General features: G+C 59.2%; 22 protein-coding genes and 1 tRNA gene. 11 read left to right on the forward strand and 12 right to left on the reverse strand.

Features of this window, described 5'->3' with window-relative positions:
• Window positions 1–129: 129 nt before the first annotated feature.
• The gene (locus JAO29_RS23410) at window positions 130–1,035 is read right to left on the reverse strand and encodes a LysR family transcriptional regulator (RefSeq protein WP_442886317.1); all 906 of its coding nucleotides are present in this window, start codon (window positions 1,033–1,035) and stop codon (window positions 130–132) included.
• A gap of 222 nt (window positions 1,036–1,257) precedes the next feature.
• On the opposite strand from JAO29_RS23410, the gene JAO29_RS23415 reads away from it, so the two are divergent.
• Both JAO29_RS23415 and JAO29_RS04330 read left to right on the forward strand, forming a co-directional pair.
• Entirely contained in the window at window positions 1,258–1,467 is a 210-nt protein-coding gene (locus tag JAO29_RS23415) for a helix-turn-helix domain-containing protein (RefSeq protein WP_442886309.1), read from the forward strand.
• 74 nt (window positions 1,468–1,541) lie between these two features.
• A complete protein-coding gene (locus JAO29_RS04330; RefSeq protein ID WP_334266958.1) occupies window positions 1,542–2,786 on the forward strand; it encodes a tyrosine-type recombinase/integrase in 1,245 nt (414 codons plus the stop codon).
• Window position 2,787: 1 nt separating this feature from the next.
• Here JAO29_RS04330 and JAO29_RS04335 read toward each other — a convergent pair.
• A tRNA-Ala gene (locus JAO29_RS04335) sits at window positions 2,788–2,863 on the reverse strand.
• A gap of 206 nt (window positions 2,864–3,069) precedes the next feature.
• Here JAO29_RS04335 and JAO29_RS04340 point away from each other — a divergent pair.
• Together JAO29_RS04340 and JAO29_RS04345 are read left to right on the forward strand one after the other, a co-directional pair.
• Window positions 3,070–3,786: an RNA polymerase sigma factor gene (locus JAO29_RS04340; RefSeq protein WP_334266959.1), complete on the forward strand. Its 717-nt coding sequence runs from the start codon at window positions 3,070–3,072 to the stop codon at window positions 3,784–3,786.
• A complete protein-coding gene (locus JAO29_RS04345; protein WP_334266960.1) occupies window positions 3,783–4,466 on the forward strand; it encodes an anti-sigma factor family protein in 684 nt (227 codons plus the stop codon). Before JAO29_RS04340 ends, JAO29_RS04345 begins: the two co-directional genes overlap by 4 nt.
• 285 nt (window positions 4,467–4,751) lie before the next feature.
• Here JAO29_RS04345 and JAO29_RS04350 read toward each other — a convergent pair whose 3' ends face one another.
• The 7 genes from JAO29_RS04350 to rlmB form a co-directional block, all read right to left on the reverse strand.
• On the reverse strand, window positions 4,752–6,647 hold the full coding sequence (locus tag JAO29_RS04350; RefSeq protein WP_334266961.1) for a DUF748 domain-containing protein: 1,896 nt from the start codon (window positions 6,645–6,647) through the stop codon (window positions 4,752–4,754).
• Between the two features lie 27 nt (window positions 6,648–6,674).
• Entirely contained in the window at window positions 6,675–7,475 is an 801-nt protein-coding gene (lepB, locus tag JAO29_RS04355; protein WP_334266962.1) for a signal peptidase I, read from the reverse strand.
• 149 nt (window positions 7,476–7,624) lie between these two features.
• On the reverse strand, window positions 7,625–8,476 hold the full coding sequence (gene lepB / locus JAO29_RS04360) for a signal peptidase I (RefSeq protein ID WP_334266963.1): 852 nt from the start codon (window positions 8,474–8,476) through the stop codon (window positions 7,625–7,627).
• Complete coding sequence (gene rnc / locus JAO29_RS04365) at window positions 8,473–9,315, reverse strand: ribonuclease III (protein WP_334266964.1); 843 nt, start codon at window positions 9,313–9,315, stop codon at window positions 8,473–8,475. The genes lepB (JAO29_RS04360) and rnc overlap by 4 nt, the downstream gene beginning before the upstream one ends.
• 64 nt (window positions 9,316–9,379) lie before the next feature.
• The gene (locus JAO29_RS04370; protein WP_334266965.1) at window positions 9,380–11,248 is read right to left on the reverse strand and encodes a tetratricopeptide repeat protein; all 1,869 of its coding nucleotides are present in this window, start codon (window positions 11,246–11,248) and stop codon (window positions 9,380–9,382) included.
• 69 nt (window positions 11,249–11,317) lie between these two features.
• Window positions 11,318–13,405, reverse strand: a complete 2,088-nt coding sequence (locus JAO29_RS04375) for a hypothetical protein (protein ID WP_334266966.1) — start codon at window positions 13,403–13,405, stop codon at window positions 11,318–11,320.
• 17 nt (window positions 13,406–13,422) lie between these two features.
• The gene (rlmB, locus tag JAO29_RS04380; protein ID WP_334266967.1) at window positions 13,423–14,223 is read right to left on the reverse strand and encodes a 23S rRNA (guanosine(2251)-2'-O)-methyltransferase RlmB; all 801 of its coding nucleotides are present in this window, start codon (window positions 14,221–14,223) and stop codon (window positions 13,423–13,425) included.
• A 183-nt stretch (window positions 14,224–14,406) separates the two neighbouring features.
• Between rlmB and JAO29_RS04385 the strand changes: the two genes are divergently transcribed.
• The 6 genes from JAO29_RS04385 (at window position 14,407) to JAO29_RS04410 (ending at window position 19,943) form a co-directional block, all read left to right on the forward strand.
• Window positions 14,407–15,045: an RNA polymerase sigma factor gene (locus JAO29_RS04385; RefSeq protein WP_334267206.1), complete on the forward strand. Its 639-nt coding sequence runs from the start codon at window positions 14,407–14,409 to the stop codon at window positions 15,043–15,045.
• The gene (locus JAO29_RS04390; RefSeq protein ID WP_334266968.1) at window positions 15,042–15,440 is read left to right on the forward strand and encodes a hypothetical protein; all 399 of its coding nucleotides are present in this window, start codon (window positions 15,042–15,044) and stop codon (window positions 15,438–15,440) included. Before JAO29_RS04385 ends, JAO29_RS04390 begins: the two co-directional genes overlap by 4 nt.
• On the forward strand, window positions 15,437–15,985 hold the full coding sequence (locus JAO29_RS04395; RefSeq protein WP_334266969.1) for a zinc ribbon domain-containing protein: 549 nt from the start codon (window positions 15,437–15,439) through the stop codon (window positions 15,983–15,985). The genes JAO29_RS04390 and JAO29_RS04395 overlap by 4 nt, the downstream gene beginning before the upstream one ends.
• Before the next feature lie 43 nt (window positions 15,986–16,028).
• A complete protein-coding gene (locus tag JAO29_RS04400; protein ID WP_334266970.1) occupies window positions 16,029–16,850 on the forward strand; it encodes a LytR/AlgR family response regulator transcription factor in 822 nt (273 codons plus the stop codon).
• An 84-nt stretch (window positions 16,851–16,934) separates the two neighbouring features.
• Entirely contained in the window at window positions 16,935–17,261 is a 327-nt protein-coding gene (locus tag JAO29_RS04405; RefSeq protein ID WP_334266971.1) for a PadR family transcriptional regulator, read from the forward strand.
• An 18-nt stretch (window positions 17,262–17,279) separates the two neighbouring features.
• Window positions 17,280–19,943: an ABC transporter permease gene (locus JAO29_RS04410; protein ID WP_334266972.1), complete on the forward strand. Its 2,664-nt coding sequence runs from the start codon at window positions 17,280–17,282 to the stop codon at window positions 19,941–19,943.
• A 15-nt stretch (window positions 19,944–19,958) separates the two neighbouring features.
• On the opposite strand, the gene JAO29_RS04415 is transcribed toward JAO29_RS04410, so the two are convergent.
• From JAO29_RS04415 to JAO29_RS04425, 3 genes are all read right to left on the reverse strand, one after another.
• Window positions 19,959–20,630, reverse strand: a complete 672-nt coding sequence (locus tag JAO29_RS04415; protein ID WP_334266973.1) for a BON domain-containing protein — start codon at window positions 20,628–20,630, stop codon at window positions 19,959–19,961.
• A 70-nt stretch (window positions 20,631–20,700) separates the two neighbouring features.
• Window positions 20,701–21,213, reverse strand: coding sequence for an O-methyltransferase (locus JAO29_RS04420; RefSeq protein ID WP_334266974.1), 513 nt, complete (start codon window positions 21,211–21,213; stop codon window positions 20,701–20,703).
• A 236-nt stretch (window positions 21,214–21,449) separates the two neighbouring features.
• The gene (locus JAO29_RS04425) at window positions 21,450–21,779 is read right to left on the reverse strand and encodes a hypothetical protein (RefSeq protein WP_334266975.1); all 330 of its coding nucleotides are present in this window, start codon (window positions 21,777–21,779) and stop codon (window positions 21,450–21,452) included.
• A gap of 139 nt (window positions 21,780–21,918) precedes the next feature.
• Here JAO29_RS04425 and JAO29_RS04430 point away from each other — a divergent pair, with 139 nt between their 5' ends.
• Window positions 21,919–22,209, forward strand: coding sequence for a hypothetical protein (locus JAO29_RS04430; RefSeq protein WP_334266976.1), 291 nt, complete (start codon window positions 21,919–21,921; stop codon window positions 22,207–22,209).
• The last annotated feature ends 29 nt before the right edge of the window (window positions 22,210–22,238 follow it).

A 22,238-nucleotide genomic window follows, 5' to 3' on the forward strand; every position in this document is an offset into this window, starting at 1 on the left:
CAGGGACTTTGTTTTGGGAGGAACCGGAAAAGCAGAGGGCCGCTGCGCCGCTGGACGCCGGATAGACCCCGAGCGGCGTGCCCGAGGCAAGAGAGCACGAAGGAGCTACAGGGGGGCGGAAAGGAATCTTCAATCCCGTCTTAAAGCTGAACTGCATGATGTTCGCAGAGCAAACGTACGCAGCGCATCGCGGAATGACTGAACCGATGCCCGATGGTCGCCTTTCCGACCAGCGACTGCGGTTTGAAGCACAATGGAATCGGTCAGGGGTTTATAGATGACGCCGTCTCTTTTCAAGCGTGCAGCGGAGCTTCGGAGCAGTCCGATTCGTCCATCGGTCGCAATCCCGTCCAGCAGGTCAATGAGATTCTCCGACCACCGAATCGGCGTTTCCTGAAGCATTGTCTCGATGGTCGTTGCGGCAGGATCTGTTTCTTTCGAGACCAAGCCGATTCGCTGGTGCTTGAGTTCGAATAGCCTCACTATCGGTCGCTGGGAGAGAGGGTGCTTTGTCGGGAGCGCCACGACCAAAGGCTCCGTATGGATGGGAAAGACATCCAGGCCGCGTCCAGGAATAGGCAGATCGACGAAGGCAAGATCGATTCTCCCTCGAACCAGTGCCAATGAGAGTTGGGCTGATGTGGCTGTGACACACTCCATTGAAGTTCCGCTGCTCGATCGCTGGGCAACTCTAATCAAGCCGCGAACACGGGGCAGATCACATACGGTTGAGAGGCCAATTCTCAGACTTTGGGTGTTCTGTCTCTCCAGTGCTCTGACATGTGCAACGGCGCGGCGGCTGTGCTCCAAGGCCCTAGAGGCCTCCTTTGCAAAGATCTCACCGGCAGGTGTAATCCGGGCTTCTCTCGGGAGACGGTCGAAGAGCTTTGCTCCCAGTACTCTCTCCACCTCGTGAATCTGACGCGATAAAGACGGCTGAGCCACATGACATCTTTGGGCAGCCCGGGTGAAGCTGCGTTCCTCGGCTATTGCCAGAAAGTACTGTATCTGCCGCAGCTCAATCTCGACCCGCACGACCTGAACGTAAACTCTGGCCAACAAGATGCGATGGAAAAATTTTCCGTCTCATGTCCTAAAAGGAAATGAGCAGGGCGGCAGACGACTTTCGTTCAATCTCGGTTATGTCATAAACGTCGCTTCCGAATTACGACTTAGGCGGAATAGGTCGACACGAAAAGGTATCAATTGTGAGCGCTAATCATACCTATCGTAGGGAGTGGAATCTGGAGAGGGCTGATGCCACTAGAGAGCACAAATGGAAGATTGAAGCCCAAGGAGTTTGAGCCTTTGCTGGATAGTCAACAGGCAGCGAGTCTGATGGGCGTTCATCCGGAGACGATTAAGCGGAGAGCGAGGCGCGGAGAGCTTCCTGGGATAAAGCTAGGGAAGGTTTGGCGGTTTCGCGCGTCCGGATTGAACGCCTACATACGAGAATTGACCCGCTAATTTACGACCGCAGTCGCTGAAATCATGGCATATTGGGACCCAGCGGTCTGTGGCGTTCGGAACAGGAGAAATTCATGTTTCAGCGCACACGGTATCAACAGGGAATGATCGACCGCGTAAAGCGAAAGCAGGGCCCGGATTGCTGGATTTTCCGTTGGCGGGAAGCCGATTCCAACGGAAAACGGGTTCGCCGCAAAGTCGTTCTCGGTACGGTGAAGGAATATCCAACCGAATCGAGCGCACGCAAGGCTGCTGAATCTTTACGCATCACTATTAATGGAGAGCAGCCGCATCCGTCCCAGCAGCCGGTTTCGGTAGCGGCTCTCATAGACCACTTCAAGCAGCACGAATTATGTCTCTCTGTGGGAGACGGTGATGACGATGAAGGGCGGGCATATTCGACTCGTACCACGTATATCGACATCCTGGATTTCCACGTAGCACCAAAGTGGGGAGACAAGAAGCTGTGTGAGGTGAGGACAGTCGCGGTAGAGAAGTGGCTCCACAAGTTGAAGCTGGCTCGGGGAAGTAAGGCGAAAATCCGCAGCATTATGAGCGTCCTGTTCAATCACGCTATCCGTCACGAATTCCTGCCTCAGGGCATGAACCCGATCACGATGGTTCGGCAGAGCGCGAAGCGGATGAAGACGCCGGACATCCTGGAGGTGACTGAGATGATGGAGTTGTTCGATCAACTTTCTCATCGCGACCGGGCGATGGTATTGCTCGATATCGTGACGGGGCTTCGTCGGAGCGAATTGATCGGTCTCAAGTGGCTTGACGTGGACTTCGAAAGACTGGAACTCTCAGTAACGCGCTCGATCTACCGGCAACGTGTAGGCAAGTGCAAAACGGAGATCTCACGCAAGCCGGTTCCTCTCGATCCATGGATCGCAGAGGAGCTACTGACCTGGAAGCGTGCCGCTCCCTACAACCAGCCGGAGGACTGGATCTTCGCAAGTACACGGAAGAGGGGTAAGCAGCCTTACAGTCCTGACTCCATCCTGAAGCGGTGCATTCGACCAGCGGCAACGCGGGCGAGGATCACCAAACATATCGGATGGCACACCTTCAGGCGTACGTTCTCGACATTGCTCAAAGCCAACGGTGAGGATGTTAAAGTGGTGCAGGAGCTGTTGCGGCACGCGACGGTGAAGATGACGCTTGAGGTCTATGCGCAAGCGATCACCCCTGCCAAGCGGAACGCTCAGTCGAAGGTCGTAGAGATGTTGAGAAGGGCAGAAGTAGGTCCGAAATCCTTATTGGACCCTGGTGGACCCTCAAGCAATCTGGCAAAAACTCATAACTTGTTGAAATAATTGGTGGACCTGATCGGGATCGAACCGATGACCTCTTCCATGCCATGGAAGCGCGCTCCCAGCTGCGCCACAGGCCCACTCCTAGGGAAGAACATCTCCTATTTTCTTCTAGGTGTGAAGTTTCGTCAAACCTTGCGGGAACTTAGTGGAGAGGCGTGGTGTCTAAGGACTGTAGAGTGAGCGAGCACTCGGCCGCCGGCGGCGCAGTTTGCCTGCTCTATGCACCGGAAACAGTGCATTTGCCATGCGTTACACAAAAGTTTTAGTGTAGAGGTCACACGATATGCAGGCGGGCACGTACTTGGGAAATCTGACCAGCGCGATAGGCATTACGACGGAAGAGGCGGCGCTTGTCGCCGATCTGAAGGCCGGCAGTGAAGAGGCTTTTGGAATTCTTATTGCTCAATATCATCAGCCTCTCTTTTCGCTGATCGCCCGCAGTCTGACTGATCCAGCAGACGCTGCCGACATCACCCAGGAAGTTTTCATCAAGGTGTTTCGCAGCATTCGCAGCTTCCAGGGCGATTCAAGCCTGCGCACCTGGCTTTACCGCATCGCGCTGCATGAGGCCTCAAACCAGAGACGCTGGTGGTCGAGGCATAAGCGGCAGGAGCTGACGATCGATTCCAGTCACGATGCGAGAGATTCCGGCGACGAAGGCATCTCGCTGGCTGCGACTCTGGCAGATAGAGGCAGCTCTCCCTTCGATCATGCGGCGCAGGCTGAGTTGAGAAGCCGGGTCGAAGAGGCGTTGCGCCAGATTCCAGAGGCGTTTCGCACGGTCGTCGTGCTTCGGGAGATCGAAGGCTTCGCTTACGAAGAGATCGCAGAGATCCTGAATGTGAATGTCGGGACGATTAAATCGCGTCTAACCCGGGGTCGGTCCGCGCTGCGTGCTCTTCTAAGTTCGCCCCCAAACAATTCTGCTCCTTCCACAACTCTCTTTCCATCCAAACTTCAGACCGGATCAGTTTCCAGTCCGGAGACGGTGACGAGATGAACTCCCCACAATGCGGAAAAGTACGGTCTTCATTTTCGCCCTACCTTGATGGCGCGGTTAGTGGCCGGCAGATGCAGGCGATTGCGCGACATCTCGAGGAATGCTCAGAGTGCCAGAGCGAGTTTGAAGTGTTGCGTGCGATGCAGAATACGCTTACATCTCTCGGTCCTGCCAGAGCGCCTGCCGATATGGGCACTCGTCTGCGGGTGGCAATCTCTCACGAGATAGCGGCCAGCAAGCAGACCTGGAGAGATGTGCTTGCGGTGAAGTGGGAGAATACGATTCGCCCGTGGGCTGTCCAGGTATCCGCGGGTGCTGCATGCTCCGTGGCGCTGGTCGGAACCATCATGGTTCTGCTTGGAGTCTTCGCCGCGCCCCAGCCGGTGATGGCGAATGACGAGCCGCTGGGCGCGATGACCTCGCCACATTATCTGTACTCGGCTGTGATGCCGAGGCCGATCGTCACAAGCCATGATGCGCCGATCATCGTCGAGGCCTTCGTGAATGACCGTGGCCAGGTCTACGACTACAACATAGTTTCGGGGCCGGAGGACACTACGGTTCGGAACCAGGTCGTCGATCAGTTGCTGCTCAGCGTCTTCGAGCCCGCCCGGGTCTTTGGTGCTCCGGTTCGGAGCAGGGTGGTTATGACATTTTCTGGGATCTCGGTCCAGGGATAGTCCCCCCGTGCTATTCGCGCAAAATCTTCATTCCAGAAGGTTTAGGGTTGGACTTGCACGTAAATTCTTGAAATCAATGGGCTTGCCCTCAAATCATTGAAAATAAGGGTGATAAGCCTGCGCCCGCTTCCTTTCATGGGCTCTGTCTTTAAATTTACGCTGCAGCAACCAGCAGATCGGCGTTGTGTAAATACCCTGTCACGAACCACTTAGATCTGTTGCCGGCTTGACAGCGCCATCGCTCGATCAGGGTGAGCCTGCGTTGTTTTGAAGCAACGCGGCTGTTTATCTGGTGTGCCGAGACGAATGGTGCAGGGAAGCCGATTGCCGTACCGATCGTGCCGTCTGCTGCCATGACTGGGGACCTCGCCAGCTGCGCGTGGCGGTCAGGTCGACGTGAAAGGGTTCCATCACCGGGTGATCGGGAGGGAGCGCCTTAAGGAGACCTTCCCCCAGGGGCGGCAACGCGGAGGCGAGAGCCTGAAGGCGAGGGGCGGTCACGTTTCCGAGCAGGTGGAGGGTGTAACCGGATCGGTCGAAGTGGCCAGTAAGAACGGCGGGGTCGCGGCCGCCGAGCAGGAGAGAGGTGGGCGCCAAAGTAAAGCCGGGGGCGTTGTCGCGGGAGCTGCCGGGAGCGGGCTGGCCAGCAGGAGCATGATTGACCGAAGAGATGTGCACGTCCTGCGAGAGGAGTGTGACTCCGGAGGTGGGATCGGAGTCTTCCATGGTGCTGGCGGCGGCCTTCTCCAGTTCAGTGAGCGCACTCAGAGGAGATTGATTCGTGCTGTGGGCCGAGGGGACCTTGAGACTGGCGTCGGTCAGCGAGAGCCGGCCCTGCAATAACTCTGCTGCTGCAAGGGAGGGCGTGGTGCTGTCGGAGGAAGACGCTCCGTAGTGAAGGCTGGCGTTTAGGTTCCCGGTAGTCGTGATGCCCGAGGGGACGTGTGGATTGAGAATGCGGAGGCCTGAGACGAGCAGAGAAGAGGGCACCTTCGCCGCAGTGAGCTGGAACGAAGCCTCCCTCAGCTTATGAATGTTGGGGATGGAGCCGGTGAGCGTCGCGACCGGATTATGGGATGAGGCGGCGGGAGGCCAGCTGCAGCGGATGTCCTGGAACGAGTGGAAGATTCCATTGGCGGTGGCAAAGCACTCCAGCTGCGTGTTGAGGAGCTTCTCCGGGACGAAGTCGGCGGGACGGGCGTCCGTAAGCGTGAGACGGGTGGTGACGGCGCTGTCGCCGAAGGTCCCACGGATGTTGGCGGCGAGGTTCATCTGCCCCCGCCAGCCAGCATCGCGGCCGAAGAGCACGCGGCTGGCTTCGCCCAGAGGCGCATCATGCCATTGGCCCTGAAGATTGAGGGCGACCTGCCTGAGAGAAGGACCCGGACTGAGGGTGGACTCGATATCGATGGTCCCGGTATCGGAGACGTTGCGGTCGGTGCGTGTGGGGTGCGCTCGAAGCCGGAAGTGCCATTGATGTGGATCGGGGAGCCAGAGGGCGAAGTCTGAATCGACGAGCGAAAAGGGAAGCTTTTCCTGGCTCTGCTTGAAGTTGAGGCGGGCTCCCGTGGCCTCAATGTAGGGGAAGCGCGGAGCCGGGCCGGCATGGCGCTGCGCGGTGGGAGCGGTCTCGATACGAGAGGCCTGAAGCAGGACTCCTTCGATGTTCCAGCGGCCATCGGCGGCATGCACCAGGTTGACGCTGGGCTCGCTGAAGCTGATGGTGGAGAACTCGACGTGCCTGCGCCAGAGGGAGGAGATGCGTAGGGTGGCATGGACCGAGTTTGCGCGAATGATGGGCTCGGTTCCGAAGGCCGGATCTTCGCCGACGACGAGATTCTGAATGGTGAAGCCGGGAAGCGGCAGCAGCGTAAGCGAGATGCGGTCGAGGTGGACAGGGCGGCCAAGGCTGTTGCCTATGCTGGTCGCGATACTGCGCTGGTAGCGTCCTAGATTGATGAGCGGCGGCAGAAAGGCCAGCAGCAACACCGCAAGAAGAGCGATAAAGAGGAAGCGGAAGCGACGGAGATGCGACCACGGCCACGGAACTGCGGCTTCCTGCACCGAGGTTTCGGGTTCAATCCGAGAGTCGGCAGTCCCGTATCCCGCTTCGATCTCCGGCTGGAGCGAGGGTTCCTGCTGAACCGGTGTGCCACTCTGTGATGGATGAATCTGCCGCATGGACGATAGGGGCGAAACGGTCCGGAGCTAGCGGACGATGTGGAATGTGCGATTCCAGCGCGTCTGATCGAAGATATGGATGAGGATATGCCCCATGAAGGCGAGCCGCTGGCCGACGCTCTGCTTGTCGATCTGGTCGGCGGGTGTCTCAAAGGACCAATAGACGAACAAGGGGCGACCGACGATGTTTTCGCGGGGAACGAATCCCCAGTAGCGGCTGTCGAGCGAGTCGGGGCGGTTGTCGCCCATGGCGAAGATCTTGCCAGGAGGAACGACCAGGTCGCCGTTCTGGATATGCTGGGGCAGGTCGTACTGCCAGGACGCCGTTACCTGATACATGGGATCCGGGGGGATGCTGGGGAAGTCGTCCCGATAGGGATTGAACTCATGCTGCGGGTCGCCGTCGGCGGCGGGCATGGCGGCGTAGGGCTCATCCTGGGCGACGCCATTTACGTAAACCACGCCGTTGCGAAGATGGATGTGATCGCCGGGTAGACCGATGGCGCGCTTGACGAGGAAGAGGTCGGGCTCACCGGGCTTAAGGAAGACGATGATGTCGCGGTGGCGGACGTCGCGGTAGTGCGTGAAGGGAGCCCATGCGGTGGGAGGTGCGAGCGAGATACGGTCCACCAGGACGTGATCGCCGATCAGCAGGGTCTTCTCCATGGAGGCCGAGGGGATCTCGAAGTTCTGAAAGACGAAGGTCATGACGAAGAGGCCAACGGCGAGCACCGTGGCGATGGAGGCCAGCGACTCAAGGGGAGTCTCTGTCTGCCTCTCCGTCTGGGTTACGGCTTCGTCTTTCTCAACGGATTCCATGGTCTTCATTAAGCGGCTTTCTCCACGTTTCCTTCCAGTGTATCGCTGATGCGTCCAGAGAGTTCGGGGAAAAACCGGAAGGAAGAGAGGTATGGGATAGATGTGGGGAAGAATTCCGCGCTATTCCAGGGTCGGCGGGAGGTTCATATTCAGGAGCACTAGCGGATGACGCGGAAGATTCGGTCCCAGCGGGCGAAGCTGAGCAATGTCGGTTCGCCGGGAGGGGGGCGGAGGGCGATTCCGGCAGAGCGGGGGAGTGCGTAGGCGGAACTCTCACCCTGGCTGAGGGAGAAGTAGATCATCAAGGGGCGGCCTACGATGTTCTCGCGGGGTACGAAGCCCCAGTAGCGACTGTCCTCACTGTCGTTGCGGTTATCTCCGAGGACGAAGTAATTTCCGGCGGGGATGATGAGCTCGCCATCGTCGATGAGCCTGCGCATGCGCATCCACCAGCGAGAGTCGATGGCGGGATCTGCATTCTGGAGGCGGGGGAAGTTGTCTCGGAAGTTGTCGGGCCCGCTGGGGCGATAGATGGTGTAAGGCTCGTTGAGCCGAAGGCCATTGACGAAGACGTGACCGCCGCGAAGGCGGATGTGATCTCCGGGGATGCCGACGACGCGCTTGACCAGGTGCATCTCGGGTTTGATGGGGAAGTGGAAGACGACGATGTCCCCGCGGTGGACGGTGGGGGGCGGAAGGAAGAACGAGTTCGCGGAGTCGGCGGTGATCTGCTTGTCGACGAGAAGGAAGTCGCCGATGAGGAGGGTGGGTTCCATGGAGCCGGAGGGGATCCGGAAGGGCTGGATGGTGAAGGTCACGATGAAGACGGCGACCACGATGATGGTGATAAGGGACTGAACTGCAGGCAGGATTCCGGGCTGCTCAGAGCGGGCGTAGGGTGCGGATCTGCGAGAAGCGGAACCGGAGGGAGGTGTGGGACGCGGTGAGGGAGCCGGGGCGCGGTTCTCGCCCTGACTGACTGGAACCGGTGTCAGGGCGGGAGCACTCATCGCGTGGCCTCAGCCTGTTGGGGGTTCTCGCTGGAGGCTTCGTCGTCCAGGGATTCGAGCTTTCCCTCAGCGTGCAGCAGCTCTATTCCGATACGGGCGGCCTGCTGCTGTGCCTGCTTCTTGGTGGTTCCCTCGGATTCCGCGAGGGGCCGAGAGCCGCCGCAGCCGTCCGGAATGCGCACCTCGACGCGGAAGAGCTTTTGATGGTCGGGACCGGTCTGGGCTTTGAGCACGTATTGGGGCTGACCGGATCCGATGGACTGCAGGTACTCCTGCAGCGCGGACTTGTGATCGCCGATGGCTCCGCTGAAGGTGTTTCCGGAGTCGAGGGCACCCTGGAGAGCGGGGAGGGAGGGCTCGATGATGCGGTGCTCGATGAAGGTGCGGGCAACCTCAAGGCCGCCGTCGAGATAGAGGGCGGCGATCACGGCTTCGAGGGCGTTGGCGAGCAGAGCCTGTTTCTGGCGGCCTCCGCTTTGCTCTTCCCCACGGCCGAGCCGGAGCATCGCTCCCAGGCCGATGCGCTGGGCGACGGTTCCGAGATGCCTGCGGCTGACGAGAGAGGCACGGAGCCGGGTCAGCTCGCCTTCTCGGGAGTCGGGGAAGCGGCGGTAGAGGCTTTCGGCGACGGCAAGGCCGAGGACGGCATCGCCCACAAACTCAAGCTGCTCGTTGTCCGTGGCGGGATTCTGCAGGGTCTCAGGATTGGTCTCGTAAGCGAGCGAACGATGAGTGAGGGCAAGGGTAAGCAGATCGGGCCGCTTGAAACGGTGATCCCAAGGAGGATTGAGCGTCTCGGTCGATGAAATTCGTGCGGACCTTCTGCGGCGCGTCTGCATTACATCCTCTTCTTGGAATCAAGCAGCTCCGAATATTGGACGCTCCCAAGCCGGGAGGAGGTACTCATCGGGGTTGTTGCTGTGGGCGATAGGCTTCCTTCTCTGCTTTGCCGCTTGGGTCTAGGGGCTCATTATCCTGATTATCGTCGGATCGCCGGGGAAGGAGAAATGGTTCTTTGAGCCCATTCTCGGCCGCGGCCTTGGTGTCGGGCTGTGAGTCGCGGACGGCAAGGGCTGCCTTGTACTCCGCGAGAGCCTTGTTGCGCTCGGGATGTTCCTGCTCCGGGTGCTCGGGATCGCGCGCGACGTCGTACAGACGGCCCAGATAGATGTGAGCCCAGGCGAGGGTGCGGGGATCTTTGGCGAGCGTGAGGGTCTTATTGAGGTGAGCCATCGCCGATTCCGGATCGCCCTGGACGAGCTCAACGCGCCCGGCGAGATAGTTTGCCTGTGGGTCGCTGGGGTTGGTTTTGAGGGCTTCGTCAGCCATCATTCCGGCGCCATCGACGTCCCCCTTCATCAGCTTCATCTCGGCGAGATCCATGCCCCTGAGCTGGCGAGGTGCACGTTTGATGGCGTCGTGACTGCCCTCGGGAAGGAAGGCGACCTGCGAGGCGGCGTGGCGTTCGCGATCGACGTCCATGCCGTAGACCATCTCGGCGATATCTTCTTTAAGGCTGGTGCCGTCCTTCTCCATCTGGGTCAGCTTGTCGTAAAAATAGCTGGCGAGTACCCAGCCCTGGCGCACATCGAGATCCACCTGTTTACGGCGTGTGGTCTCGGCCTGGCGCTCCCACGCGGTGAGCTCGGCCTCATAGTTGGTCATGTCAGACCGCTGACGAACTTGGCTGGGGCGCTTCGGTTTAGGAAAGCCTGTGTCCATCGTGTGGGCTTCTACAGCCTTGATCAGGTTCTCTGTGATGAAGGCGGAGATGTCGGACTTGTAGGTAAATTCGATCGGAGCATCCTGCACGGTTTTGAGCAGTGGCAGCAGGCGGTCCATGGCGCTGGCGCGAGCATAGACCAAGGGCTCGATCTCATAGTGCAGATAGGTGTGACGGATCTCGTCCATATGGACCTGCCCGAGGGGACTGCCGGCCGGCGAGGCTACGACGATGTAGTCGCTGCCGTAGATGCGCGCATTGGTCGTGGCGGGTGCCAGCATGGGCTCGAGCAGAACTAGAAAGCGGCGCCCATCATAGCTGGAGACAGGCAGATGAAGGTAGATATTTGTGTCGAGGATGGTTCGGGTGAGGGGGTCGTGAACCTTCTCCACCAAAGCCTCGTACTCCGAGCGGTGCGTCACCCAGATGGTGTGCAGGTTGATGTCTTCAGCGAAGCTCCGGAGCAGAGGGAGGATGTTGACGACCTGAGTTGAGTCGGGCGGGAGTTCCGGCTGGTCAACCGAAGGAGTGAGCTGCGGTGGGGGATTGAGGTAAAGGGAGAGCGAGATGTACTGCGCAAGATTGAGCCCTGGCTCGCCCAGCTGGTGCTGGCGGATGTAGGCGCACAGAGCGTCGCGGTGATCGCGAGCTGCAGGTGTGGCCGAGGCGAGGGTCTGGTTGATCTCCTGCCGGATAGCCTTGCGGACCGGTGCCGAGTTCTCGAGGTCAGCGTCGTAGCCGCAGGTGTTGAGCGCAGCTGCCAGATCAAAGAGCGACTCGCTGGTTTCGAGCGTAATGGCGGCTCCCCCAGCCTCCGGCTGCGCGACCCGGGGACGCGCGGGAAGCTGCTGGCGGGGGTTGTTTTCAAGCGCAGGAGTCGACTCCGAGCCCGAGGAACTGGAGGAGCTTGAGGACTGGGCTCGGGCCGTGGGGCCTAACAACGTGGATGCAACCAGAAGGAATGCCGCGGTTTTGTAAGAAAAAAGCACGTGAATATTGGACTCTTTCAGGGAGTTTAGGGGAGCGGGGGAGGCAGTGGCAAGATTCAAGACCGAAGCCGTCTCTCTACAGTTAAACGAAGCTGATTTTGTGATTCCGCGGCCTGCCGGTCAGTGAGTTCAAAAAGTCGGAGCGGCGGCGATGTTGAGCTTGCGGATGTGTACCGGTTCCGTCGTCTCAGGGATGGTTCCGTCGTTGACCTGCACCTCCTGCGGAACACCTTCAAAGACGATGCGGGTGGAGGTGGTGGATCGGGGCGGAAGATGCACGTACTCGGTCGAGGTGAGCGATCCGGAGCGCACCGTAACCGGCACATCTACAGTGACATACCCCGCGTTGTGAATCTCCACGGCGACGAGCCAGCTTACTCCTTTGCCGTTGCGAGCAGGAAGATCGCGCGGGGTGACGTTGACGATGGAGATATCAGCGAGGCCGCGATCATGATAGACCCAGTCGTCGAAGATTCCGGAGAGGTTCTTGTGGCTGGTGGCCTCAAGGACGCGCTCGAAGGCGTGAGGGTCTTCGGGAGTGTTGGGATCGGCGTGACGTATCTCGTCGCGATAGGCCTGCAAGGCTCTCTTGAGGGGAGCGTCGCCCGTGATGGATTTGAGGAGCCATAGAACTGCGGCCGCCTTGGCCCTGTAGTAGACCTCGTCATGGGCTGCAATGAGGCTTTGTCCGGGGGTGCCAGCCTGGGGGGTAAGCGTCGCCGGCAGAGGCTGAGGCGGCGTATCGCGTGCGGGTTCCTGGCTGGTGGAGCTGCTGGAACTGCTGCTGTACTCTCCGGGGGAGTGTGCCGTGGAAGGGGAAGATTCTGTCTCGGTTGGATCTTCAGGCTCGACCAGGGTGAGGGGATTGATGAGCTGGCGGAGCTCCGCGAGCGCCTTCTCGCGTCCGTCGGTATTTTCCGTATACAGCAGAGAGATGAATTGGGGAACGCCTTCGTCGAGCCAGGGGAGCGACGAACGGAACCAGGCGTGGGTGAGGGAGTGAACCATCGCCGGGGTGATTTGGCGAGCATCGGTTGCGGTCAAGGGGATTGCAAGAAAGGCGCCGTCTTCGAAGGGCTGCCCGGAGTGGTCGATGATTGTGAGCGGCGCGAGAGGGGCTTGCCCGAGCCAGTCGCGGAGCAGGGGAGCAACGTTGCTGGAGGCTGCGGTGAACGGCGCGATCGCCTCGGGGCGGGTCGTGGCGACCTGGAGAAGCTGGTTGCTGGACGGCTGAAGATTTGAAGAGGTCACGAAGAGGCTGGGCGTACGGAAGCCGATGTGAGCGGCTGCGAAGTCGGCAGTGGCGACGCCGTGAGACTCGGCGACCGGTGCGTTGGGCTCTTCGGCGACGTTCTGGAGAGGTTGACGACGACCGTTGACGAAGGCATCGACCGGGGGCTCGCCAACATACTCGATCGTGAGGCGGACCCGAAGGGAGGAGGTGGCCTGCTGGAGCCGAGAGAGACCGATGGCCTGGAAGAGCTTCGCGCCATCCCCAAGAAAGAGGGCAGGGGAGGAGACGGGATACCAAAGGACGTTCCCGAAGCCGCGAAGTGCCACAGTGCCCGGAGAGATCTGATCCCAGTCAGCCCGGGCTGCGTCCTCGGGAGGGGCTCCGATGCGGGTGAGGCGTTCGCTGGAGGCGGCGATGGTGCCGGAGTAAACCCCGGTCAGGGTGAGGGTTGAGCCGGGAGGGAGTGGTTTGGAGAGAACGACGAGGGCTTCCGTGGCCTGCCCCGTGTGATCGGCGTCGGTGGGCAGAGCGTGTTCGCTGTAACTGAGCTGGACCGGCCCGGTCAGGTGCTCCCAATGAAGGGTTGAGGAAAGCTGAAGCGTGAACTGCGAGAGGGGCGCCGGGGAGACGTTCCGGATGGTAAAGCGCGCATGAGCTGCAACATGGGAAGTAGCAGGCTCGAGATGGAGGTCGAGATCCCACGCGGTGAAGGAGATGGCGGAGCGCTCGGCGGAGGTTATTGCATCGATGTCCTTCTGGGGGGTGCGGCCGGGTTTGCCGCCCTGGGAGGCGTTTGCGGCTGCCTGATCCTCGTCGCGATGGAAGATAACCTGGGGCTGGGGTTGGCCTTGGGGCTGGCTCTGGGACTGGCTTTGGGGCTGCGGGTGTGCGGGATGCTGGGCGACGGCGCAAGGGGTGGCTTGAAGGACGGCGATGGCCAAGGCCGCCGAGAAGGCGAGCCGGAGACGCGCGGAAGGGTGCAAGCAAGAGGGTGGATCATTTACAGACTGCCGAGACCTTTACGTTTTCCTGGAGTTGCAGCAGGAGGCGCTGCCTTCGGTTGGACGGAGGCAGCGCGGCGTTGGCGCATGGCCTCGTACATAACGACTGCCCCGGCTACGGAGACATTGAGAGAGGAGACCTGTCCTGCCATGGGGATGCGGAGGAGATGATCGCAGGTCTTCTTGACCAGGTCGTGCAGACCTGCGCCTTCGCGTCCGAGGACGAGGACGCAGTCCATGGAGAAGTTGAAGTCGGTGTAGTCGGGTGTTCCTCGCTCGTCGAGGCCGACGACCCAGATGTTGGCTTTCTTCATCTGCTCGAGAGCGCGGACGAGATTGGTAACCCGTGCAATCCGAACGTGTTCGGAGGCTCCGGCGGAGGTCTTGGCTACCGTCGCTGTGATGGGGGCGCTGCGGCGTTCGGGTAGAAGGATACCGTCCACTCCGGCGCCCTCGGCAGTCCGAAGAAGAGCCCCCAGATTATGGGGATCTTCCAGGCCATCCAGAGCGAGGAAGAATCGAGAGTGGTTCCCGGGTGAAGGGACCAGGAGATCTTCAATTGTGAGAAAGGCTCTTTCGCGAAGGTAGGCGACGACCCCTTGGTGGGCGTCGGTCTTGGCGAGGCGGGTGAGCTGATCGCGAGGCTCGGCCGAAACGCGGATACCGGCGGAACGGGCGAGGGATGCGAGACGCTCGAGCTTTGCGTCGCGGCGCTCCCGTGCGATGGAGATGCGATCAAGCCGACCGGATCCGGCGCGAATGGCCTCTTCGACGGGATGCAGGCCGTAAAGAACTTCCATAAGTTTGAGTTTACAGGCTGGAAACCGCTGGGCGAACCGGCGCGGCCGCCGTAGAATGGCAGGAAGGAGCCGATTACGCCTTAAAAGAGGAGTTCGCATGGGCCGCTCTGGGCAGAGAGAGATTTTTCCCGCCCGGCGCTTGTGGACCGAGACTTTTTGAGAGGCAATCGCGTCACTACCTCTATGAATGGCGGAGCCCTAGCTCTAAGTGCAGCGCAGGTCGCGCTGACGCAGGAAGAGAATGCGGCAATTGCGCGCGGGCTCAAGCGCCAGGATCCCGAGCTGCTCGATCGGCTGATTGAGCAATATCAACATCGCCTGTTGCGGTACCTGCTTTTTTTGACCGGCAGGAGAGAGGTTGCGGAGGATCTCTTCCAGGAGACATGGATGCGCGTGCTGATTCGCGGCGCGCAGTACAACGGTAAAGCCCGGTTCGATACCTGGCTGTTTACCATCGCTCGAAATCTGGTGATCGACCTGTCGAGAAAGCGTACGATGTCGAGCCTGGATGAGATGAGCGAGAACAACGAGGATGATCGGCCCTTTGAGGTCCCGATGGCAGGGCCTTCGCCGCTCGAGCAGTTTGCCTCGCGGGAGGATTCGGCTGAGGTTGCAGAGGTTCTTTTGACACTCGATGCTTCGTATCGGGAGGTCCTGGTGCTGCGATTCTATGAGGAACTCTCGCTTGAAGACATTGCGGGGGTTACGCGTGCGCCGCTATCGACGGTCAAATCGAGACTGTATCGCGGGCTGGCTTCGCTGAAGCCTGAACTGGAGAGATTGAGAAAGCATCGTCCTGTGGTGGCGGAGGCGAGGGCATGAACGAGCTGATCGATGGGGGATTGGATTGCGAGAAGGCCTTGAGGCGTGAGGCGATCGGATCGATTGGATCGCTCGATGTCAGCGCCCGGATCTCTCTGGTCAATCGTACGCACAGAGTTGTGCGGGAGCGGGCTGCACAGATGTCCTCGAGGCGACGCAGGATCCGCAGCCTCTGGGTGCCTCTGACGGTATGCGCTTCGATGGTTGTGATCCTGGTGACAGCGGTGTGGACGATGCTGGATCAGTACGAGTTGAACCCCATCGGAATGCCGGATGCCAGCGATCAGTACGTGGTGCTTCTGTTCTGGTTTTTGCCTGTGACGACCGCACTGCTGGTGATGGTATGGTTACGCCGCACGCAGAACAGGCGCTCCAAGGAAGAGATGGCGCGATGACGAGGTCGTCAGTCCCGAATGAAAACCGGGCGCAGGAAGTGCAGGGCGGTCAGGAAGACGAACTAAGTCTGATTCCGGCCTGGTCAGTTGTCCTGTCGATCCTGGTCTTCGCTGCGGTTCAGTATCTCTTTCATGTGGTGATGCCGCATCACAAGCACGAGATGCTGCCTATGCGGCTGCTGATGGGCTACTCGTGGGGAACGGCCTTCGCGAGCTACGTTCTCCTGGTGGGTTATGTAAGCCGTGATGTAAAGCGTCGCCGGATGCCAGCGCCGCTATGGATGCTGATCGTGGTGCTGATGCCTGGTGGAATCGGCGCGGTGGTCTACTTCCTGCTTCGTCAGCCTCTGTTGCGGCCCTGTCCCCACTGCCGAACAGAGATTGCGTCGAGCTGCCACTTCTGCCCGCAGTGCCAGTTTCAGATGGCTCCTGTGTGCGGGAGGTGCTTTCGCGGTGTGCAGATTACGGACGTCTACTGCACGCAGTGTGGACACGATCTGGCCGAAGACCATGCTCCGGCGCGGCTGCGGGCGTATAGTGACTAGTGGCGCGTTATTGATTCGACCTTAACGCTGCGACCTGTCGAAAATGTCTCTTACGGCACTCATCATCGATGACGAACCACTCGCAAGGCAGGAATTGCAATATCTGCTGGAGGGGGCCGGAGGAGTAAAAGTCCTTGCACAAGGTACGAATGGAATCGAAGCTGTCGAGCTGATACGGACGCACAGGCCGGATGTTGTGTTCCTGGATGTGCAGATGCCGGGGCTGGATGGTTTCGGGGTCCTTAAGAAGCTTCTGGACCGAAAGGTTCCGCTGCCGCAGGTGGTCTTTGCAACCGCTTACAACCAATATGCCGTACGGGCGTTCGAGGTGAATGCGGTCGATTACCTGCTGAAGCCGTTCGACCGTAAGCGGGTGCTGCAGACTCTGGAGAAGGCGCAGAGCCGAATGAGCCAGGAGGACCGCCCTGAAGGAAATGCGGCGACAGCGGGAGATACGGAATCGAAGCTGGATGCTCTGTTAAAGCTGATGGGAGAGCAGGCGTCGCAGGCTCCTGCCGTAAAGGCAAATACCGGCAAGGTCATCGTCCGAACGCAGAATCGGCTGCTGCTGGTGGATCAGAAAGAGATCTGCTTTGCGACGATCGACGAAGGAACCATCACGGTGGTGACGCCTACGGTGGAGGGGAACTCCAACTGCCGAACGATCGAGGAACTTCAGGATCAGCTCGATCCAGAGGCATTCTGGAGAGCGCACCGATCCTTCCTAGTGAACATACAGCATATTCGTGAGGTGGTGCCGTGGTTCAAGTCCAGCTACCAGCTCAGGATGGACGATCCGAAGAAGACCGAGATTCCGGTCAGCCGGGCACAGACCAAGCGGCTGAAAGAACTCTTCAACCTTTAGTTTGATTTTTGTGGAACCCAGGTGGGGAGAGCTGCGTAGGTATGTGTTGACTATCTACAACGCACTTGTGTAGATGTTCTACACATGGGAAGACCGAATGATCTTGTACAGGGAACACTGGGGCTGCTGATTCTGAAGACTCTCTCGCTCGAACCCAAGCATGGATGGGCGATTGCGAAAAGGATTCAGCAGATCTCGAACGATGTGCTGCAGGTCCAGCAGGGCTCGCTGTATCCGGCGCTGCAACGGCTGGAGCAGCAGGGTTGGATCCGGTCGAAGTGGGCGGAGACGGAGACCGGCCGGCAGGCCAGGTTCTACTCGCTGACGGCGGCTGGGCGGGCGCAGCTCGAGAAGGAGCGGGAGATGTGGTCCAGGCTGTCCGCTGCGATCGATCTGGTGGTTGAGAGCTGAGTTCCCAAAGGAGGCAGTATGCGCTGGTTGGATCGCGTGAGGAGATCGGCGGCGACGCTCTTTCGCCGCCAGAGTGAGACGGCCCGGCTGGATGAAGAGATGCGTTTTCATCTCGAACAGGAAGAGGCCGAGCGCATACGGATGGGAGCGATGCCGGAGGAGGCTCGCAGAGCGGCACGGCGAGAGTTTGGCAATCCGGCACTGTTGCGGGATGAGGCGAGGCGCGGCTGGAACTGGGGCTGGCTGGATACGCTGGCGCGCGATCTTCGCTTTTCGGTTCGAGCGTTGATGCGGGCGCCGGGATTTACCGTGACGGCTGTTGCGGTGATGGCGCTGTGCATTGGGGCGACGACGTGCCTCTTCACGGTGGTGCGCGCCGTGCTGCTGTCACCGCTGCCTTTCCAGGATCCCGACAAACTGGTGATGGTGTACGAGCATTGGCGCGCCAGCACGTCGGGGGATCCATACAATCCCGTTTCTCCCGGCGATTTTTATGAGTGGCGCGAGCACACGCATGGATTCGAAGACATGGCCTCGTACTACTACTCAAGTTTAACTGTCACTGGCGACCATGGAGAGATGCCAGAGATGGTGGCGGCGCAGAAGGGGACGTGGAATCTTTTTTCGCTGCTGGGAGTTACGCCTGCGCTTGGCCGAACCTTTCGTGAAGACGAAGACAGGGTCGGAGATAACCATGTCGCCATACTGACATGGAGCTTCTTTCAAAGGCGCTTCGGCGGGGATGCCTCGATTGTAGGAAAGACGGTTCGAATGGCTGCGAGGCCTTACACGGTCGTTGGTGTGCTGCCGGAGTGGTTTGTGTATCCCGATGCGCGAACGCAGGTGTGGGTTCCTTACTCGGACGGAAGGACCGCAGAGCAGCTACATGAGCACGACAATCACTATCCTTACGTGGTCGCGCGAATGAAGCCGGGTGTCAGCCTCAAGACGGTGACACAGGAGGTGAGCGCGCTGCAGTACCGGATGCACCAACAGTATGCGGGCCAACCGGTGGCAGAGGATGCCATGTCGCGCCCGATGATCGATGATGTGGTGAAGGATGTGAAGACACCGCTGTTGATGATGATGGCGGCTGTGGCGTGCATGCTGCTGATCGGATGTCTGAACGTCTCGAACCTTCTTGTTGCGCGAGGGGCTGCAAGGCAGAAGGAGATGGCGATTCGCGGTGCTCTTGGGGCAGGCCGTTTCGCACTGCTGCGGGAGCAGATGACGGAGACGGTGATTCTATGCGGTTGCGGAGGGGCGATTGGGCTGCTGCTGGCGCTGACGGGAACGGCATGGCTGAAGCTGCACTGGCGCGGTCTGCCTCGTGCGGCGTCCATTCACGTCGACGTGGTGATCGTGCTGTTCACGTTTGGCATCGTGGGTCTAACCGCGATCGTCGCGGGACTGCTGCCTGCACTTTCTTCAACACAGAGGGGAGTTCTAGAGGGGCTGAAGGATACCTCTCGCGGAGCGGGAGTGGGTGTGTCGCGGGCCCGGCTCCGGAAGACTCTCCTGAGTATCGAGATTGCGCTTACGGTTGTGCTGTTGCTCTCGGCGGGATTGCTGCTGAAGAGCTTTGTCCAGTTGCGGACGACGGATCTAGGTATCGCCAGCGATCATCTGCTGACGCTGAGATACAACCTGCCGCAGGAGCTATATACCAAACCGGAGCAGAGCCTGGCTTTTTCTCAGTCTTTGCTGGAGCGCGTGAGGCGCATTCCAGGAGTAGAGTCGGTGGGCCTGGGTTCGACAGTGCCCGGAGCCGGTTGGGACGGCGACCAGGTCTTTATCATTCCGGAGCGTCCGAACTACGAGTCGAACAAACAACCCGATGCGATGATCCGGTATGCAGACCCTGCGTACTTTGCGACGCTCGGCATTCCTCTGATTGCGGGAAGAGTGTTCAACGAACATGACCGGTTGGATCAATCGAACAAGGTCATCGTCACGCAAGAGCTGGCGAAGCGGTACTACCCGGGCGAGAATGTGATTGGACGCACCGTCGTGATGGGTACCGACATCACGAACAAGAAGAGGACCTACGAGATTGTCGGCGTGGTTGGCGATACACTGTGGCGCGCCGGCGAGCGGACGAAGGCTACGATGTACTATCCGGTCTTCTCCGGCGTCACAGGTTACAGGTCTACGCTGGTTGCACGCACGTCCGGCGATCCACTGAACTATGCGATCGCGATCCAGAAGGAGATCGCCACCGTCGATCCTCAGCTGCCTATCGTCGAGGTGTTGACGATTCCGCAGATTGTCGGTGAGTCGACCGTGAACCAGAGCTTCTCCGCATCGCTGGTGCTGATCTTCGCGGGGCTTTCGCTGCTGCTGGCTGGTGTGGGCTTGTACGGCGTTCTGTCGTATGTCGTGACGCAAAGAGTTCCGGAGATCGGCATACGCATTGCGCTTGGCGCTCAGCGGGGACAGGTGCTGGGGCTGGTGCTGCGGGATGGACTGCGACCTGTGGGGGTGGGGCTTGCTGTGGGAATCGGCGGAGGTGTCGCTGTGGGGTATGTGATTCGTTCGCTGCTGTACCAGACCAAACCTCTGGACCCTGCAGTTTTTGCCGTCATGGCTACGCTGCTGCTGTTAGTGGCTGCACTTGCCAGTGCAGCGCCTGCATGGAGAGCTTCGAGTGTGGACCCGATGCAGGCGTTGCGCACAGAGTAGTGCCTGGCGTGCTGCTTATTTTGGCTCCTGCCCTGGATTGGTACCTTCGACGACCAGCTCATTGTCGACGCTGAAGGCTCCCGGGGCAGAGTTGGCCTGCATCATGGCGATGTCCGCATCGGTTTTATTGAGAACAACGCCGTACAGGGTGACGTGACCATTGTTCACAATGATGTGAATGGCGTGATAGCCGATTGGCGGGTCATTGGTGATGCCACCGGACATCATCGCGAAGCTTCGGCCGCCAGGACCCAACGCCTGAGCGAGTGATCCCTGATTGGCGTTGTATTTACGCAAGGCGCTCTGGGTGTAGATGCGGTTGTAAACCGCGGCACGGATACGGTCGTCGTTGGGTGAGAGCGGAAGTACCTTGATCTGGTTATCGACGCCGTCGATTCCCGGGATCTTCTTTACCGCCCGTTCGGCATCGTCTTTGAGTATGGGACGGGAAGCATAACCGTTGAGAACCAGGGTTCTGCCACGAAAACCGAAGGTGATCCAGTCGAAGACGCTATAGTCGCTTAGGCTGCTGAGTTGTTTCCGCACCTCGTTAACGATGCGCATCCCGTCTTCCTGCGACATGGGCGCAGCCTGCTGAACTTGTTGTGCAAACGAGGGTGTGGAGCCGGGGACGGTCAAGACGAGAAGTAAGGCTGCTGCCATGCAGGATGTAACACGTCGCACCATGGAGATCTCCTTTTCTAAATGGAATTGCAGTTCTAGAGAAAAGAGAATCGAGTGAGATGGACGTAGGCTTTCAGGAGCGTCCCTCTTTTCTCTGAGCGAGAACGAGTCCTCGCGGCGTAGGTAATAGGATGCAGGAAATCAAGCCTTCGGACTCCAGCTTGATTGCAGCATCGCGCACGACCTTCAGATGCGAACTGGCATCGTGCATCAGAATCAGCCCGGTCGGACGGATCTGCGGGAGAAATCGCTTAACTTCTGCTTCGCGGATGGGCATATCCGAGTCGGAGAAGAACAAGTCGATCACGCCGTCGATGTTCATTTCTAGCGATGACTCATTGCGTAGTTCGATCCATTCCTGGAGCCCGGAGGCGGCGATCTTTTCTTTCGCTTTGGCATAGACAAGAGGATCGTATTCGCAAGAGACGATACGGCCGAAGCCATTGGCCTTGAGTGCCTTTGCGATCCAAAGCGTGGAGACTCCGAGGAAGGATCCGGTCTCGACGACAAGAGTAGGTTTGATGGTCGTCACCAAGGTATAGAGGAATTCAAGCACCTCGGCCTCGGCGGTCATGGAGTCATACATGTGCCAGCGCTCAGGATGAGGACACTCGGGCGTAGGCCGTGATATTCGGGCAAGAGAGCTCCGCCGGCCCGTTCGGCCTGAAGCATAACCTTGTGTTCCTGCTTGACTTTCTTTCTGAAGAGACCCATTCGGCAGCTTACCTTCCGGTATTCATTATAGGGAGACGGAGGACGACCCCGCAGAGCGCATGAGGGCCGAGGCAGCTGCACTTTTTTGCGGAATGAGGATCGAGGAGCCTACAAGACCATCGGTGCAATGCTCAGCACCTTGCTGATGGCCGCAATGACGCTCGAAGCCGTGGAGATGTTTTTCGTGATGGCGTTGATCCGTTCCTTAATCTGCTCCAGAGCCTTATTGCTCTCATGAATTCTCTTTTTAAGCGCAAGAAAGAGTTTCGTATTTGCTTCCAGCTTCTCCATGTTGAGATCCGTGAGGATCTCATAGATGACATCCCGGCCTCCCTGGATCGTGTCCTTGGCATCGAGATTCCGAGCCCTGCCAAGGCGGCGGTGTTCCGTGCCAAGGGAGTGAGTGAGTTGCCGGCCGCGAAAGACAGGCAGAGACATAAGACACCCGGCAGAAGTCTTTTATCGCGCATGGTGCAAGGAAATTCTGGCTGTCTCCGGTTGTCAATATCGTTGACCATTTATTTTCAAGAGATACGGGATTCGGCGAAGGCCGACAGACTGCGTTCGGAGAACCGGAATGTTAAGGATTGTGACTCGCGTTGTTGTATGGATCCTGATGATAGCTGCAGCGGTCTGGGCTTCGGACTGGCTGATCTGGCAGGGAAGATATCTCGCCGGAGGAGGTTATAAGGTCGTGTCAGTCAACCGCTTCGTCGTTGCTTCCCTCAAAGGAAACAAGGAGGAATATTATCCCGATGGAGCGATTGAGATCCGCTGCACGCGTTCGCTTCTGCCGGAGGGAATTCCGCAAACAGGAGGAAATCCCTGCTGGTGGGTAGAGAGGCATGGAGTTGATTTTGATCGATGATGGATGGGGTTATGCGCGCAATCGGCGCC

The organism is Edaphobacter sp. HDX4 (genome assembly GCF_036877565.1).
Classification (GTDB): Bacteria; Acidobacteriota; Terriglobia; order Terriglobales; family Acidobacteriaceae; genus Edaphobacter.